Genomic DNA, 16,148 nt, shown 5'->3' with positions numbered 1-16,148 from the left:
CAGAGAGTGCCTGCTTCTCACCCGTATGCGTCAGCTGCGGATCGCGGCGATCTGCCTGATCAGGTCGGAGACGCGGACGATGCCCAGGCAGCGGTTCAGCTCGTCGGTGACCACCAGGTCGTCGTAGACGCGGGTCGCGTCCCGGCCGGCCGCCTGCATGGCGGCGATGGCCGGGGTGGTGCGCGGCACCGTACGCGGCGGGTCGGCCAGCCGCTGAGCGGGTTTCGAGCCGTGCAGCGCGTGCCCGTAGCGGGCCGCGAACGACAGCAGGAAGCGGCTGCGGTCCAGGCTGCCCTTGGGCCGCTGGAACTCGTCCACCAGGATCACGCTGGTGATCGTCGGCTCGTGCCCGAACGCCGCCACGGCGTCCTCCGCTTTCGCCTCCGCGGGCAGCGTCACGGCGGGCAGCAGCAGCTCCTGGACACGCGGGCCGAGCATGACCGTGGCGGGCGACTCGTCCGAGACCGGCAGCGGCACCCGGATCTTGCCGTCCGGGCCGGGCGCCAGCAGCGGGCCGTGCGCGAGCCGCACGCCCAGCCCGCGCGCCGTCGCCACCTGCGCCTCGCGCTCCACGCCCGGCGCCATGACGTGCGCGCCGATCCCGCGCGCCAGCGTCACGACCGCCCGCGCCACCGCGATCGCCCGGTGGTCGCCGGGGATGCGCGAGACCACCTCGGGGTCGAGGGCCAGCAGGTACGGGGAGGAGTCGGTGATCAGGTCCAGGGCCGCGCCCGCGGTGCCCACGTCCGCGAAACCGAGCAGGTAGCCGATCGTGCGCAGCCCGTCGAGCCCTACCTTGAGCAGCGGCCTGTCCTGGTCGTGGCACGGTCCAGCGAGCAGCAGGATCGCCTCGCGCGGATGCCTGCCCGCTCTGCGCAGCGCCTCGTGCAGGGGGGCCAGCGCGCCCGCGCCCGACAGCACCACCCGGACCGGCAGCTCCAGCACCATGGGCAGCGGGACGGCGCGGAGGGTGCCGGTGGCGTCCACGAGGGCGGGGTGCGCGATGACGGCCCCGGTGTCGAGATCCACCAGGGGACTCGTGAGCAGGGAGGACACGTACAGATGGTGCTCCTGTCACAGGGGTATCAGAAGCCCCGCGAAACAGAATTTACCGACATTTCCGCTTTGGTTCCCGGGCGCGGCTCTGTTCGGGACGCCTGTTCTCGCTGTTTCGGCGTTGTTCCGCGTGAGGGGGACCGGTGGGGGTCCGCTAGCCTGCGGGGCATGAGTGCGCGTCCGGCGAGGGGCGGCGGGCGGTGGGTCACCGTGCCGCCGGAGCGCCTGCACCCGTGGATCGACGGGTTCGCCACGCGTCACGGGCCCTTCTCGGCGAGCGGCGACGAGCGGGTCGTGCGGCTGGTCGCGGGCGACGGGGCGGTGGCCGAGCTGCACGTGCCGTTCCCGCCCATGACGCCGCCGGGGCCGCCGCACGTGACCAGGCTCGTCGCGCACGCCGGCCGGGAGCGGCGCATCGGGGTGTTCCTGGTACGGCTCGGCGGGTACGCGGCGGGGGTCTTCCACGGCGGCTCGCTGGTGGCGTCCAAGGTCGGGTCGCGGCTCGTGCAGGGGAGGACGGCGGCCGGGGGGTGGTCGCAGCAGCGGTTCGCCAGGCGGCGCAGGAACCAGGCGGCGCAGGCGTTCGACGACGCGGTGGGCACGGCGGTGCGGGTGCTGGGGCCGTACCTGGGGGAACTGGACGCGGTCGTGCTCGGTGGTGACCGCAGGGCGGTGGACGCCCTGCGCGCCGACCGGCGGCTGGCGCCGGTGCTGGCGCTGGAGACCGAGCCCTTTCTGGTGGTGCCGGATCCGCGGCTGGCCGTGCTCCGCGACACACCCGCGCTGTTCCGAGCGGTACGCGTCCGCGTCATCGACCCCGCCTGACGCGTCCAGGCGATCAGGGCTGACGCCCCCAGACGGCCCGCCTCGATCACGCCCGCCTCCTGCACCCGGCCTCCTGCACCCGGCCTCATGCGCTCGCCTCCTGCGCCCAGTTGGGGTGCTTGCCTTGTGCGCCCGGTTGAGGTGCCCGGCTGAGGCGATCCGTCATGCGCCCCCGTCATGCGCCTGCCTGACCGTGCCCGCCTCAAGGGCTCGGCTGACGCGTCCGGCTGGGGTGTTCAGGCGAAGGCGTGCTTGTGGTCGGTGAGGAAGGCCTGCCATGTGCGGGGCGCGCGCCCCGTGACCTCCTCCACCACCCCCGTGGTCGGCGCCCAGCTCCCATCCCCCGTCTCGGCCTGCAGCTCGGCCAGCTCCCCCGCGAACGGCTGCGGAATGCCCTGCCGCTCCAGGTGGGCGGCCATCTCGGGCACGGACAGGTTCACGTACCGGACCTCCCGCCCGAGCACCTCGGCCACCTGCCCGGCGATGGCGGAGTGGGAGAGGGACGGCGGGCCCGTCAGCAGGTAGTCGCGGCCGGGGCCCACGGGCGAGGTGAGCAGGGCGGCGGCCACGTCGGCGATGTCGCGGGTGTCGATGTAGTTGACCGGGGTGTGGCCGTAGGAGCCGTACATGGTGCCGTCGTGGAAGTCGCGGGGGAGGGTCTGCATGAAGCCGCTGGGCTGGAGGATCGCGTACGGGACGCCGGACTTCCTGAGGTGGGCGTCGATGAGGCCGTGCATGCCCATGCCGAGCCGCGCGCCCGGCGCGGCGTCGCGGACGGAGACGGCGACGATCTGCGCGACGCCCGCCTCGGCGGCCAGGTCGATGACGGCGCGGTGGGCGTCGACGAAGCCGGGCCAGATGCCGCTGTTGAGGAAGAGCCGGTCGCCGGGGGACAGCAGCGCGCCGATGGTGCGGGGCTCGTCGAAGTCGGCCGGCGCGTACGGGCTGCCCAGGTCGTCGGCGGGGCGGCGGACGACGGCGAGCGTGTCGTGGCCGTGGCCGTGCAGCCGCCCGGTGAGGGCGCGGCCGATGTTGCCGGTGGCACCGGTGATCACGATCATGGGAGTCCTCCCGGTAAGTGGAATCTCGGATTCCGGTTGCCTGGACGGTACACTAAGCGGAATCGGATCGTCCACTTGGAGGTCGTGGGTGCGCGCGGATGCCAGGCGGAACCTGCACAAGATCGTCGAGGCGGCCGCGGAGGTCGTCGCGGAGCGCGGCGTCAACGCCCCCATGGAGGCCATCGCCAAGCGCGCCGGCGTCGGCATCGGCACGCTCTACCGCCGCTTCCCCGACCGCGACGCGCTGATCGCGGCCGTCGGTGACCACTACATCCACACGATGGCCGAGGCGCTGGACACCGCCGCCGCCGGTTCCGCCGACGCCTGGAGCGCCATCTGGGAGTTCGTCTCCTGGGTCGCCGAGCCGGGCCGGGCCGCGCTGTCCACCGCGCTGGCCGTGCTGCCGGAGGAGGCGGTCGTGGACCGGGAGGAGTTCGCGCGGGTGCGGGCGGGCTGGGTGGAGCAGTTCGCCGCGCTGGTCAGTAAGGCGCAGGCCGAGGGGTCGATGCGGCCGGACGTCGGCGTCGAGGACCTCATCCACCTGCTGAACGTCTTCACCTGCCACCCGGACCAGCTTCCCGCCCCGGTGGCCGCCGATCCGGGCCGGTATCTGCGCCTGATGCTCGACGGGATGAAGTCCGGCGCGGCCACGCCTTCCGGAGCGTGACCACCCCGAGTCGTTGAGACGATTCAAAACAATCTTGAATGCCGCTATGATGAGCCGAAGTTCACGGTGAACCGCAGTCGGCGGTTCGCCGTACGCAGCGAGTCCTGCGTTTTATCACTCTGATCGACGTACTTCTTCTGCAGCACGGCCTCGTGAGGATCGATGGCGACCAGGAACATCAAGGAGGTCGCGCAGCTGGCGCGCGTCTCAGTGGGGACGGTGAGCAATGTGCTCAACCGCCCGGAGATCGTGTCCCCCGCCACACGCGAACGCGTCTTCGAAGCAATCAAGAAACTCGGCTTCGTCCGCAATGAGGTGGCCCGCCACCTGCGGGTGGGCCGCAGCAGGACGGTGGGGCTCGTCGTGCTGGACGTGTCCAACCCGTTCTTCGTGGACGTCGCCCAGGGTGCGGAATCCGTGGCCGACGACCACGACTCGATGGTGGTGCTCTGCAACAGCGCCGGCGACACCGGCCGCGAGCGCCGCCACCTCGACCAGCTCGAACAGCAGCGGGTGATGGGCATACTGATCACCCCGGTCGAGACGGAGAGCCCGTGGGTGGAGGAGCTGATCGCCCGCGGCACCCCTGTCGTGCTGGTCGACAGCCCCGCGACCGGGCTGCAGTGCTCGGTCGCCGTGGACGACCGGCTCGGCGGGCAGATCGCCGGCGCGCACCTCATCGAGCGCGGGCACCGGCGGATCATGTTCGCCGGCGGGCCGATGTCCATCAAACAGGTGGCCGACCGGCACGCGGGCGTGACCAGCGCCGTCGCCGCCGCGGACGGCGCCGTCGAACTGCTCACCTCCAGCGCGCCGACGCTGACCGTGGCGGAGGGGCGGGCCATCGGCGAACGGGTGGCGGCGCTGCCTCCCGACGAGCGGCCGACCGCCGCGTTCTGCGCCAACGACATGATGGCGCTGGGGTTTTTACAGGCCATGGCCTCGCACGGGCTCCGCGTCCCCGAGGATCTGGCGATCATCGGCTACGACGACATCGACTTCGCGGCCGCCGCGGCCGTGCCGCTGTCCTCCGTCCGGCAGCCCAGGGAACTCCTGGGACGCACGGCGATCGACCTGTTGCTGGAGGAGGTCGCCGACCCCGAGCAGCATCGGCACCGTCAGGTCATCTTCCAGCCTGACCTGGTGATCCGGGAGTCGAGCGCGCTGCGCCGCGACGCCTGAGCGCGGGGGTGGCCCCACCGCCGGGCGATCACCGGCGGTCGTTCAATCGTTTGCCCCGCACAAGGGAGCACCTTCATGAGAGTTCTCTATGAGAATTCCCTGTCCACCCCTCAGGACCTGGCCGGTTTCCGCATGGAGGGGGACGGCGCCCTGTCGTTCCCGCAGGGCAGGCTGCGGCTGGAGAGTCTCCGGCCGCCGTCCGACGGTCAGGCGGCCAACCTCGTCCTCTGGTGTCCCGAGGAGTTTCCGCAGGACATCCGCGTCGAGTGGGACTTCTGGCCCGTCAGGGAGCCGGGCCTGGCGATCATGTTCTTCCACGCCAGGGGGAGGGACGGCGAGGACCTGTTCGACCCCGCCCTGACGCCCCGCAACGGGCCCTACGAGCAATACCACCACGGCGACATCGACGCCTACCACGTGTCGTACTTCCGCCGGATGTGGCCCTCCGAACGGGCCCTGCACACCTGCAACCTGCGCAAGAGCCATGGCTTCCACCTGGTCGCCCAGGGGCCTGACCCGCTGCCGGCCGTGCTGGACGCCGACGGTCCCTACGCGATCCGCCTCGACGTCGAGGCGGGAGCCGTGACGTTCGCAATCAACGATTTGGTCTCGTTCCGCTGGGAGGACGACGGGTCCATCGGCGGCCCCGCCCTGGCAGGAGGCAAGATCGGGTTCCGGCAGATGGCTCCGCTGATCGGAGAGTACGCAAATCTCCGCGTATCTCGTCATTGACTTTGAGTCGATTCAACACTAATTTCGCACCAACCGCCGTTCACTCGCTTGTAACTGGGCAGGAACCACGGTGCAATACTCCACCCCCGTATCCGTGCACATGCCACGAGAAGGTGGTGCCGGATGAACCATCCCGCCATGTCGATCAGGATCCAAGCTGCCTGCTCAGAGGTCATCTGGGCGGCTCGCCTGAACCTGATCTGGCTCGTGTTCACCCTCGCGGGAGGCGTGATTCTCGGGCTCGGGCCCGCTACCGTGGCCGCCTACACCCTGGCGCGGAGGCATGCCCGGAATGAAACGTTTCAGGCTTGGACCGAATTCTGGACCGTCTACCGACGGGAGTTCGTCCGGGCCTCGTTGCTGGTCCTGCCGGCGGTGCTCGTCGCCACCGTGCTGGTCGGCAACTACCTCTACTTCTCCGCCCTGGGGCCTGACCTCGCAGCGCCGCGAATCGCCAGTTTCGTGGCACTCATCGTGCTCGCGGGTGTGGGGGCACATGTGGGGCCGCTCTACACGCACTACGACCTGCCGCTCTGGGCCTACTGGCCCAAGGCGGTCCAGCTAGCGCTGCTGCGTCCGGCGTCGTCCGTGATCTTGCTGCTAGCGCTCTCGGCCATCGCCTACGCGACCTTGGCGCTGCCCATCCTGGCGCCGCTGATCAGCTTCGGCGCGTGGATCTATCTCAACACGTGGCTCTGCCAGCGCTTCTTTCAGGAGAACGAGGCGCGCTTGCATTCGAAAGGGAACTCATGAGCGCATCCCGTCGTCGGCGGCTTCTTGCCGGTGTGTTAACGCTAACGGCTGCTCTCACCGCCTCGGCCTGTTCTGGAGGTGGCGACGCGGCCCAGTCGGACCCGAACACGATCACGTTCATGGCGAAGCTGTTCGGCACCGCGCCCGAGCCCACCGGCGAGTTGCAGCAGGCCATCGAGAAGTTCCTCGGCAAGAAGATCAAGGTCACCTGGGTCCCCAACGCCGAGTACACCGAGAAGATGAACGTCACGCTGGCCTCGGACAGCATTCCGCAGGTCGTCGTCGTGGACCCGAAGATGCCGGCGTTCGTGAAGTCCGCGCAGGCCGGGGCGTTCTGGGACCTGACCGACAAACTGGACAAGTATCCGAACCTCAAGCCGGCGGACGAGCGGACCGCGCTCAACGCCTCCGTCAACGGCAAGATCTACGGCCTCTACCGCATGCGCCCCCTGCTGCGTTCGGCGGTCGTGATCCGCAAGGACTGGCTGGAGAAGGTCGGCCTCAAGGAGCCGACGACGATCGAGGAGTTCTACGAGGTCGCCAAGGCCTTCACCGAGAAGGACCCGGACGGCAACGGCAAGAAGGACACCTACGGCCTCATCATCCCGAAGTGGCCGTCCAGCTCCTACGCCAGCGCCAGCCCGTACGACGTGGTCGAGACCTGGTTCGGCGCCCCGACCGGCTGGGGCGAGCGCGACGGCAAGGTCATCCCCGGCTTCGACACGCCGGAGTTCATCGAGGCCAACAAGTTCCTCAAGAAGATGGTCGACGAGGGCCTGGTCAACCCCGACTTCGCCACCCTCGACACCGCCAAGTGGAACGAGCCGTTCTTCCACGGCCGCGGCGGCATGATCATCGACGTCAACATCCGCTCCCGCCAGGTCCTCGACCTGTTCAGGGAGGACGGCGACCAGAACTACGGTGACAAGGTCACCATGGTCGGCAACCTGGCGCGCTCCGACGGCAAGAAGTTCTCCTACCCCTTCAGCGGCTACGCCGACTCCCTGGCCATCTCCAAGCAGAGCGTGCGGACCGAGGCCGAGCTGGACAACGTGCTGAAGACGCTGGACAAGCTGGCCACCAAGGAAGGCCAGGTCCTGCTGCAGAACGGCATCGAGGGCCGCAACTTCAAGGTCGAGAACGGCGACACCGCCACGCTGATCAACGTGGACGACCCCGCCGTCAGGACCATCCAGGACAACGTGGACGACGCGTTCACCCAGCTCAGCACCAAGGGCACGATGGACATCGGCGGCATCGCCTACCAGCGCATCCCGCCCGGCCAGCCGTACAGGGACATCATCGCCAAGCAGAAGGAACTGGTGGAGGAGGACCTCAAGACGGCGGTGCACAACGTCGCGCTGCCCGTCGTGGCTCCCGCTCAGGTCGAGAAGGGCCCGCAGATCGACAAGATCATCGGTGACGCGCGGGTCAAGTTCCTCTCGGGCGCGATCGACGAGGCGGGCCTGAAGGCCGAGATCCAGAAGTGGCACACCGGCGGCGGCGACCAGATCATCACCGAGGTCAACGACCTGCTCGCCAAGCTCCCCAAGTAGAACGACCCCCCGCGTGAGGGGCCCGGCTCCCGCCGGGCCCCTCACATCGAAAGGAGGCCGCTGTGGCCACCGACCTGGCGACGCCTCCTGAGGCGGCGCCCAAGGCGAAGAAGCCGAAAAGGGCCGACAAGGTGCCGCTCGGCACCGCGGTCCTGCGTTATCGCTGGCTCTACCTGATGCTCCTGCCGGGCGTCGCCTACTTCGTGATCTTCAAGTACCTGCCGATGTACGGCGTGACGATCGCGTTCCAGGACTACCTGCCCTTCCTCGGTTACTCGGGCAGCCCCTGGGTCGGCCTCAAGCACTTCGAGCAGCTCTTCTCCGGGCCTGACTTCACCCGGCTGCTGGCCAACACGCTGATCCTGGCGGCGCTGCACATCATGTTCGTCTTCACCGCGCCGGTCATCGTCGCGCTGATGCTGAACGAGCTGCGGGTCAACATCCTCAAGCGCTCGATCCAGTCGCTCATCTACATCCCGCACTTCCTGTCGTGGACCATCGTCGCGGCGCTGACGTACGTGCTGTTCGCGGCCGACTTCGGGGTGATCGCCGCCTGGATGCGCGATCTGCTGGGCGACACCACCAAGATCGACTACATGGCGCAGGAGCAGTGGTTCCGCGAGATCGTCATCCTCCAGCAGCTCTGGAAGATGACGGGCTGGGGCACGATCATCTACCTGGCCGCGCTGGCCGGCGTGGACCCCAACCTGTACGAGGCCGCCCGCATGGACGGCGCCGGCCGCTCCCGCCAGCTCTGGCACGTCACGCTGCCCGCGATCCGCCCGACGGTCGTCGTCATGGCCATCCTCGCCTCCGGGAACCTGCTGGACTCCGGCTTCGAGCAGATCTGGCTGATGACCACTTCACTGAACCGCGAGGTCGCCGAGGTGTTCGACACCTACGTCTACTACGCCGGCGTCCAGAACGGGAACTTCAGCTACTCCACCGCGGTCGGCCTGTTCAAGGGCGTGGCCGGCGTCATCCTGATCTTCGGCTCCAACTGGCTGGCCAAGCGCATGGGCCAGCGGGGACTGTTCTAAGGGGGCCCGGCCATGACCACTATGACTGAGACCAAGCCCAAGCAGCTCGCGGTCAACAACAGCAGCTCCGTCGGCAGCCGCGTCTTCGACGTCCTCAACGTCGTCGCGCTCGTCGGCCTGGCGTTGATCACGGTGCTGCCGCTGCTCTACGTGCTGGCCGCGTCGCTCGCCAGCGAGCCCGAGATCGCCTCCAGGCCGTTCTTCCTGTGGCCGGAGAAGATCGTCACCGAGGCGTACGAGTACATCTTCGCCACCCCCACCTTCATCCGATCCCTGCTCACGACCGTCGTCGTGACGGCGGTCGGCATGGTGGTGCAGGTCATGCTGACCTTCACCATGGCCTACCCGCTGGCCAAGCGGTACCTGCCGGGCCGCACGCTGGTGCTGAACCTGGTCATCTTCACCATGGTCTTCTCCGGCGGCATGATCCCCACCTACCTGGTGGTGCGCGACCTGGGGCTGCTCGACAGCTACTGGGCGCTCATCCTGCCGCTGGCGATCAACCCGTTCTACCTGATCATCGTCAAGAGCTTCTTCCAGGAGCTGCCGCAGGCGCTGGAGGAGGCGGCCAGGATCGACGGCTGCAACGAGATGGGCGTCTTCTTCAAGATCGTCCTTCCGCTGTCGAAGCCGATCATCGCGACGTTCTCGCTGTTCTACGCGGTGGCGATCTGGAACGACTACATGTCGCCGCTGCTCTACATCACCGATCCGAACAAGTGGACGCTGCAGATCCTCGTCCGCCAGCTCGTGGCCACCGACCCCGCGGCCGCCCTGTCGCAGATGGACCGCACCTGGGTGCCGCCGGAGCAGGGCGTCAAGTTCGCGATCATCGTGATCGCGACGCTGCCGATCCTGTTCTTCTACCCGTTCCTGCAGAAGCACTTCGCCAAGGGCGTGCTGATCGGGGGCGTCAAGGAGTGAGCACCCGCACCGTGCTGCTGGCGGGGGACTCGACGGTCGCCTCCTGCCCGGCCTTCGAAGCACCGATGTCCGGATGGGGGGCGCAGCTCGGATCGTACGTCGGCGGCCCGGTGCGCAACCTCGCCAAGGGCGGCGCCACCACGGCCAGCCACCGCGCCGAAGGGTTGTGGGCGGCGTTGCTGCGCGAGACCTCGCCCGGTGACGTGGTGGTGATCCAGTTCGGGCACAACGACCAGAAGGAGCCCGGGCTGCCGTACCGCGAGAACCTGCGCGCCTTCGTCGAGGAGGCGCGCGGGGCGGGCGCGCTCGCGGTGCTGTGCACACCTGTGCAAAGGCGCAGGTTCGAGGGCGGGCGGCTGGTGCCCACGCACGGCGACTACCCCGGCCTGGTGCGCGAGCTGGCCGCCGCCGAGGACGTACCGCTCATCGACCTGACGCGAGCCACCACCGAGCTGTACGAACGCCTCGGCCCCGAGGGGTCGAAGGCCCTGTTCACCCACTTCCCGCCGGGCACGCATCCGCTCTATCCGGACGGCGTGGCCGACGACACCCACTTCTGCTTCCGCGGCGCCGACGAGGTGGCCGCGATCGTCGCCGGACGACTGAAGGGAATCGCATGACCGAGCTGCGCTGGCTGGACCGACCGGGAGAGCAAGGGGTGACCTGGGGAGTCCCGTGGCCACGCGGCACGGTCGGGCGGGGCACGCCGTTCGTGCTGGCCGACGGCGACGGCCGCCGGGTGCCGGTGCAGAGCTGGGTGACCGCCACCTGGCCGGACGGCTCGGTCAAGTGGACGGCCCACGCCATCGGCGCCCGGCCCGCCGCGAAGACGTACCGGCTCGAACCCGGCGCGCCCGCCGCGCACGAGCACCGGCCGGAACCGGGCGGCACGCCCGCCGCGCACGAGCACCGGCCGGAACCGGGCGGCGAGCCCGCGGCCCCCGGGGCTCAGGCCGCCGCGAAAGAGGAGCGGCTCGAACCCGCCGTCACCGTCGCCCACGAGGGTCGTGACCTGGTCGTGGACACGGGTGTCGTGACCTGGAGGATCGGCGGCGGCTCGGTGGCCAGGTCGATCTCGCGCGGGAGCCGCGAGATCGCCAGGGACGTGCGCCTGATCAGCCTCCGCCAGGCCGAGCCCACCCCCGACGAGGGCGGCCACGTCGCCCGCGAGCAGGCGGAAGGCGTCGTCGAGAGCGTCACGGTCGAGCAGGACGGGCCGGTGCGCGCCGTCGTCAGGCTGGAGGGCAGGCACGGCGACTGGCTGCCGTTCACCGTGCGGCTGTACTTCTACGCGGGCGCCGAGCAGGTGCGCGTCCTGCACACCTTCATCTGGGACGGCGACCCCGGGCGTGACTTCCTGGCCGGGCTGGGCCTGCGCGCCGACGTGATCATGCGGGACGAGCCGCACGACCGGCACGTGCGGCTGGCCGGCGGCGACGGGTTCCTCACCGAGGCCGTGCGCGGGCTGACCGGCCTGCGCATCGATCCGGGCGAGGCCGCCCGCCGCGCCCAGGTGGAGGGCCGTCCGGCGGGCGAGCTGGATCGGGAGGTCGCGAGCCGCCTGCACCTCATCCCCGCCTGGAACGACTACACCCTCGACCAGACCTCGGCCGACGGCTACACCCTGCGCAAGCGCACCAAGGAGGGCCACTCCTGGGTGACGATCCCCGCGGGCGCCCGCTCGAACGGCTACGGCTACGTGGGCGGGGTCAGTGGCGGGCTCGGCTTCGGGCTGCGCGACTTCTGGCGGCTGCACCCGTCCCGGCTGGACGTCAGGAACGCCGCGGGCGACGTCGCCACCGCCACCGTCTGGCTGTGGTCGCCGTCCGCGCCCGCCATGGACCTGCGGTTCTACCACGACGGCATGGGCCAGGACACGTTCGAGGAGCAGCTCGAAGGCCTGGAGATCACCTACGAGGACTACGAGCCGGGGTTCGGCGATCCGCGCGGCATCGCGCGTACGCACGAGCTGAGCCTGCGCGTCCACGACGCCACGCCGTCCGCGCGGGACCTGGCGGCGCACGCCGCCGCCATGAACGAGCCGGGGCTGCTGGTCGCGAGCCCGGAGCGGGTGCGCGAGGCGGGCGTGTTCGGCGTGTGGGGCCTGCCCGACCGCTCGACGCCCGCGCACGCCGAGATCGAGGACCGCCTCGACTTCCTCTTCGACCTGTACGTGCGCGAGCGCGAGCAGCGCCGCTGGTACGGGTTCTGGGACTACGGCGACGTCATGCACACCTACGACGGCGACCGGCACACCTGGCGCTACGACGTCGGCGGCTACGCCTGGGACAACTCGGAGCTGTCGCCCGACCTGTGGCTGTGGCTGCAGTTCCTGCGCACCGGCCGCGCCGACGTCTTCCGCTTCGCCGAGGCCATGACCCGGCACACCGGCGAGGTGGACGTCTACCATCTCGGCAGGTGGAAGGGCCTGGGCAGCCGCCACAACGTGCAGCACTGGGGCTGCAGCTGCAAGCAGTTGCGCATCTCCAACGCCGCCTACCGGCGCTTCTACTACTACCTGACGGCCGACGAGCGCACCGGCGACCTGATGGACGAGCTGAGCGTCCCGGAGGAGACGTTCCTGGCGATCGACCCGCTGCGCAAGGTGCGTGAGGACGTCTACACGCCCGACCGGTCGGCGCTGTCGGTCGGGCTCGGCACCGACTGGGGCTCGCTGGCGGCGGCCTGGCTGACCAGGTGGGAGCGGCACGGCGACGAGCGGGCCAGGGACCGGCTGCTCGGCACGATGGCCGACATCGGCGCGATGCCGCGCCGCTTCCTGACGGGCGAGGGCCGCCTCGACCTGGACAGCGGGCGCTTCGACACCGCCCGCGACCAGATCTCCGTCTCGCACCTGTCGTCGCTGTTCGGGCTGCCGGAGATGTGCGCGGAGCTGATCGCGCTGGACCTGGACGTGCCCGGCTTCGAGCAGGCGTGGCTGGAGTACTGCCGCCTCTACCTGGCGCCGCCGGAGCAGCAGGAGGCCGAGGTGGGGCAGCGGCTGAGCGGGATCTCGCTGATCCAGGCGCACAGCCGGCTCACGGCGTACGCGGCGGCCCGCACGGGCGACGCGGAACTGGCGGCGTGGGCGTGGCGCAAGTTCCGGCTGGGGGAGGGCGACCAGCTCAACCGCAACCCGTTGCAGCAGCAGGAGAACTGGGAGCTGACGCTGGTGGACGGGCCCGAGGTGCCGCATCCGGTGCACGAGGCGCCGTTCGTCAGCACCAACAGCGCCGCGCAGTACGGCCTGGCCGCCATTCACAACCTGGTGCTGATCGGCGAGCACCTGCTGAAGCGTTAACGAGAGGTGGGGCTCCCGCCGGGAGCCCTACACTGATCGGTATGCATACTCCCGATTGACCGGCGGCGCACGCCCAATCCTGTTTCCTAGCTCGGGAGTGTTTCCGGTCACCATGATCATCGCTAATGATATCGAGCTGCGCGCGGGCGCGCGCCTGCTCATCGAGAAGGCCTCGTTCCGGGTCAATCCCGGCGACAAGATCGGCCTCGTCGGCCGCAACGGCGCGGGCAAGACGACGCTGACCAAGGTGCTGGCGGGTGAGGGCATCCCCGCCGCCGGCACCGTCACCACCACCGGCAGCGTCGGCTACCTGCCGCAGGACCCGCGCACCGGCGACCTCCAGGTGCTCGCCCGCGACCGCATCCTGTCGGCGCGCGGCCTCGACGAGGTCATCCGCAAGCTGCGCGAGGCCGAGCTCGGCATGTCCTCGGCCGACGACCGCACCAGGGAGAAGGCCGTCAGGCGGTACGGCCGGCTGGAAGATCAGATGCACGTCCTGGGCGGGTACGCCGCCGAGTCGGAGGCCGCCTCCATCGCCTCCAGCCTGGGGCTGCCCGACCGGGTGCTCGGACAGCCCTTGCAAACGCTTTCCGGCGGTCAGCGCAGACGCGTGGAATTGGCACGAATTCTTTTCAGCGGGGCGGAAACTCTCCTTCTAGACGAGCCCACAAACCACCTAGATGCGGACTCAATCGGGTGGCTTCGCGATTTTTTGCGCAGTCATCAAGGTGGCTTGGTGATCATCAGCCACGATGTCGGGCTTCTTGAAGCGACGGTCAACAAGGTCCTGCACCTGGACGCCAACCGCTCGGTGATCGATCACTACAACGTCGGCTGGAAGGCGTACCTGGCCCAGCGGGAGACCGACGAGAAGCGCAGGAAGCGCGAGCGGGCCAACGCCGAGAAGCAGGCCGGCGCCCTGCTGGCGCAGGCCGACAAGATGCGCGCCAAGGCCACCAAGGCCAAGGCCGCCCAGGACATGATGCGCCGCGCGCACCGCCTGCTGGCGGGCACCGAGGAGGAGCGGCAGAGCGACAAGGTGGCGCGGCTGCGCTTCCCCGAGCCGCAGCCCTGCGGGCGCACCCCGCTGACGGCTCAGGAGCTGTCCAAGTCGTACGGGTCGCTGGAGGTCTTCACCGACGTCAACGTGGCCATCGACCGAGGTCACAGAGTCGTGATCCTGGGGCTGAACGGCGCAGGCAAGACCACTCTGCTGCGCATTCTCGGCGGCATCGAGCAGCCCGACACCGGCGAGATCAGGCCCGGCCACGGCCTCAAGATCGGCTACTACGCGCAGGAGCACGAGACCCTCGACGCAGGCCGCACTCTGCTGGAGAACATGCGCTCGGCGGGGGGCGAATTCACCGACACCGAGCTGCGCAAGGTGCTCGGCTCGTTCCTGTTCACCGGCGACGACGTGGACAAGCCCGCCGGTGTTCTGTCGGGCGGCGAGAAGACTCGCCTGGCACTGGCGATCTTGGTACTGTCGAGCGCCAATGTCCTCCTTCTCGACGAGCCCACGAACAACCTCGATCCGGTCAGCCGCGAGCAGGTTCTCAACGCCCTGAGGTCGTATTCAGGAGCAATCGTCCTAGTCACACATGACGAGGGTGCCGTTGACGCCCTGTCACCGGATAGGGTGATCTTGCTACCGGACGGAACTGAAGACGCGTGGAGCGACGAATTTTCCGATCTTGTGGCACTTGCCTGATCTTAATTTGAGTGGGTACGGATCTTTTCCCGTGGAGTAGGTAGCCGATCCCGCTGAAATGACTGATCATGGCGGAGTAACGCTGCGGAAGTCCGGCACTACAGGAGGTACTCGTGGCCGAGACACTGAAGAAGGGCACCCGGGTCACCGGGGCCGACCGGGAAAAACTGGCCGGCGATCTCAAGAAGCGCTACGCCGCGGGCGAGAGCATTCGCGCCCTGGCCGCTTCGACCGGTCGGTCTTACGGGTTCATCCACCGCATCCTCAGCGAGTCCGGTGTGACTCTGCGCGGGCGCGGCGGGGCGACCCGAGGCAAGTCCAAGCGCTGACGGCCGCCTCGGAACGTGCGACCGCAGCCGCCCGTCCCTAGTCAGCCGCCGTCGCGCCCGTGCCAGAACGATATTCTGTAGGCTCGGGCGCGACGGTCAGCACTCCGGACGAAGGAGCGGGCGATGGCGGAAGCGCAGGCGCAACAGCGCGGGGGGTATGCGGACGACGGCCCTGCCACGGCAGAGGGCGGAGTTCGCTTCGAGGTGGACGGTGAGATAGCGACGATCACGCTGGCCCGGCCGGAAAAGCGCAACGCACAGACGTTCGCGACATGGTCGGCACTGGCTCGCATCGGCAACAGCCTGCCTGAGCAGGTACGCGTCGTCGTCGTGAAAGGTGAGGGACCGTCCTTCTCGGCAGGGATCGACCTGCGAATGTTCACACCTGAGGGGGTGCCCGGACAGGGCTCGTTCAGCTCGGCGGCCAGAAGCGAGGGCGCCGATTTCGAGCAGCGCATCAGACAGGCCCAAGCGGGGTTCCTGTGGCTGCGCCGCCCGGAGATCGTCTCCGTCGCCGCAGTGCGAGGGCACGCGATCGGGGCGGGATTCCAACTCGCGCTCGCCTGCGACCTGCGGATCGTGGCCGACGACGTCAAGTTCTGCATGAAAGAGCCCGCACTGGGCCTGGTGCCCGACCTGACGGGGACCAAGCCCCTGGTCGAGCTGGTCGGCCTGGCCAAGGCGATCGACATCTGCCTGACCGCCAGGACCGTGCACGCCGACGAGGCCATGCGCATCGGCCTCGCCGAGTCAGTGGTCGCCGGGGGCGACCTGGACGACGCTGTACGTGAGAAGGTCGCGCAACTGCTGTCCACCAACCGGGACGCGGCCGTGGCGACCAAGCGGCTCCTCCAGGGAGCGCAGTCACGCACCCTGGAGGAGCAGAGTGTGGCCGAAGGGGTCGAGCAGGCGGCGCGGATCAAGGCCTTGTTCGGCTGAGTTGTTCGGCTGATTGAACGGTCAAGGAAGTCGCGGTTGACGTGCGTCGGCGGCGAGCGCTTTCCGTCCGCC

The 16,148-nt window shown here is 69.3% G+C and carries 15 protein-coding genes; 13 read left to right on the top strand and 2 right to left on the bottom strand.

What is annotated here, in order from left to right:
• Positions 1-30: 30 nt before the first annotated feature.
• Positions 31-1,056 carry an EAL domain-containing protein gene (locus ABD331_RS16805; protein ID WP_344475564.1) on the bottom strand — a complete coding sequence of 342 codons (1,026 nt, stop codon included), beginning with the start codon at positions 1,054-1,056 and terminating at the stop codon, positions 31-33.
• A gap of 168 nt (positions 1,057-1,224) precedes the next feature.
• On the opposite strand from ABD331_RS16805, the gene ABD331_RS16800 reads away from it, so the two are divergent.
• On the top strand, positions 1,225-1,881 hold the full coding sequence (locus ABD331_RS16800) for an acVLRF1 family peptidyl-tRNA hydrolase (protein WP_344475562.1): 657 nt from the start codon (positions 1,225-1,227) through the stop codon (positions 1,879-1,881).
• 236 nt (positions 1,882-2,117) lie between these two features.
• Here the strand turns inward: ABD331_RS16800 and ABD331_RS16795 are convergent, their stop codons facing one another.
• Positions 2,118-2,942, bottom strand: coding sequence for an NAD(P)H-binding protein (locus ABD331_RS16795; RefSeq protein ID WP_344475561.1), 825 nt, complete (start codon positions 2,940-2,942; stop codon positions 2,118-2,120).
• Between the two features lie 88 nt (positions 2,943-3,030).
• Between ABD331_RS16795 and ABD331_RS16790 the strand changes: the two genes are divergently transcribed.
• From ABD331_RS16790 to ABD331_RS16735, 12 genes are all read left to right on the top strand, one after another.
• Positions 3,031-3,609, top strand: a complete 579-nt coding sequence (locus ABD331_RS16790; protein WP_344475559.1) for a TetR/AcrR family transcriptional regulator — start codon at positions 3,031-3,033, stop codon at positions 3,607-3,609.
• Between the two features lie 162 nt (positions 3,610-3,771).
• Positions 3,772-4,791, top strand: a complete 1,020-nt coding sequence (locus ABD331_RS16785) for a LacI family DNA-binding transcriptional regulator (RefSeq protein WP_344475557.1) — start codon at positions 3,772-3,774, stop codon at positions 4,789-4,791.
• Between the two features lie 75 nt (positions 4,792-4,866).
• Complete coding sequence (locus ABD331_RS16780; protein WP_344475555.1) at positions 4,867-5,523, top strand: DUF1961 family protein; 657 nt, start codon at positions 4,867-4,869, stop codon at positions 5,521-5,523.
• A gap of 123 nt (positions 5,524-5,646) precedes the next feature.
• The gene (locus ABD331_RS16775; RefSeq protein ID WP_344475553.1) at positions 5,647-6,276 is read left to right on the top strand and encodes a YesL family protein; all 630 of its coding nucleotides are present in this window, start codon (positions 5,647-5,649) and stop codon (positions 6,274-6,276) included.
• A gap of 119 nt (positions 6,277-6,395) precedes the next feature.
• Entirely contained in the window at positions 6,396-7,832 is a 1,437-nt protein-coding gene (locus ABD331_RS16770; protein WP_344475551.1) for an extracellular solute-binding protein, read from the top strand.
• A 62-nt stretch (positions 7,833-7,894) separates the two neighbouring features.
• Entirely contained in the window at positions 7,895-8,872 is a 978-nt protein-coding gene (locus tag ABD331_RS16765; protein ID WP_344475549.1) for an ABC transporter permease, read from the top strand.
• A 12-nt stretch (positions 8,873-8,884) separates the two neighbouring features.
• Positions 8,885-9,796 carry a carbohydrate ABC transporter permease gene (locus ABD331_RS16760; RefSeq protein ID WP_344475548.1) on the top strand — a complete coding sequence of 304 codons (912 nt, stop codon included), beginning with the start codon at positions 8,885-8,887 and terminating at the stop codon, positions 9,794-9,796.
• Positions 9,793-10,416 (top strand): rhamnogalacturonan acetylesterase, encoded by a 624-nt coding sequence (locus ABD331_RS16755; RefSeq protein ID WP_344475546.1) that lies wholly within the window; start codon positions 9,793-9,795, stop codon positions 10,414-10,416. Before ABD331_RS16760 ends, ABD331_RS16755 begins: the two co-directional genes overlap by 4 nt.
• Entirely contained in the window at positions 10,413-13,097 is a 2,685-nt protein-coding gene (locus ABD331_RS16750; protein ID WP_344475544.1) for an exo-rhamnogalacturonan lyase family protein, read from the top strand. The genes ABD331_RS16755 and ABD331_RS16750 overlap by 4 nt, the downstream gene beginning before the upstream one ends.
• A gap of 112 nt (positions 13,098-13,209) precedes the next feature.
• Entirely contained in the window at positions 13,210-14,808 is a 1,599-nt protein-coding gene (locus ABD331_RS16745) for an ABC-F family ATP-binding cassette domain-containing protein (RefSeq protein ID WP_344475542.1), read from the top strand.
• Positions 14,809-14,921: 113 nt separating this feature from the next.
• Entirely contained in the window at positions 14,922-15,137 is a 216-nt protein-coding gene (locus ABD331_RS16740; protein WP_020547488.1) for a helix-turn-helix domain-containing protein, read from the top strand.
• Positions 15,138-15,260: 123 nt separating this feature from the next.
• Positions 15,261-16,076 carry an enoyl-CoA hydratase/isomerase family protein gene (locus ABD331_RS16735; protein ID WP_344475540.1) on the top strand — a complete coding sequence of 272 codons (816 nt, stop codon included), beginning with the start codon at positions 15,261-15,263 and terminating at the stop codon, positions 16,074-16,076.
• Positions 16,077-16,148 lie beyond the last annotated feature (72 nt).

Origin of the sequence: Nonomuraea monospora (genome assembly GCF_039531895.1) — a bacterium.
GTDB lineage: Bacteria > Actinomycetota > Actinomycetes > Streptosporangiales > Streptosporangiaceae > Nonomuraea > Nonomuraea monospora.
This window is presented reverse-complemented; position numbering and strand designations above follow the sequence as displayed.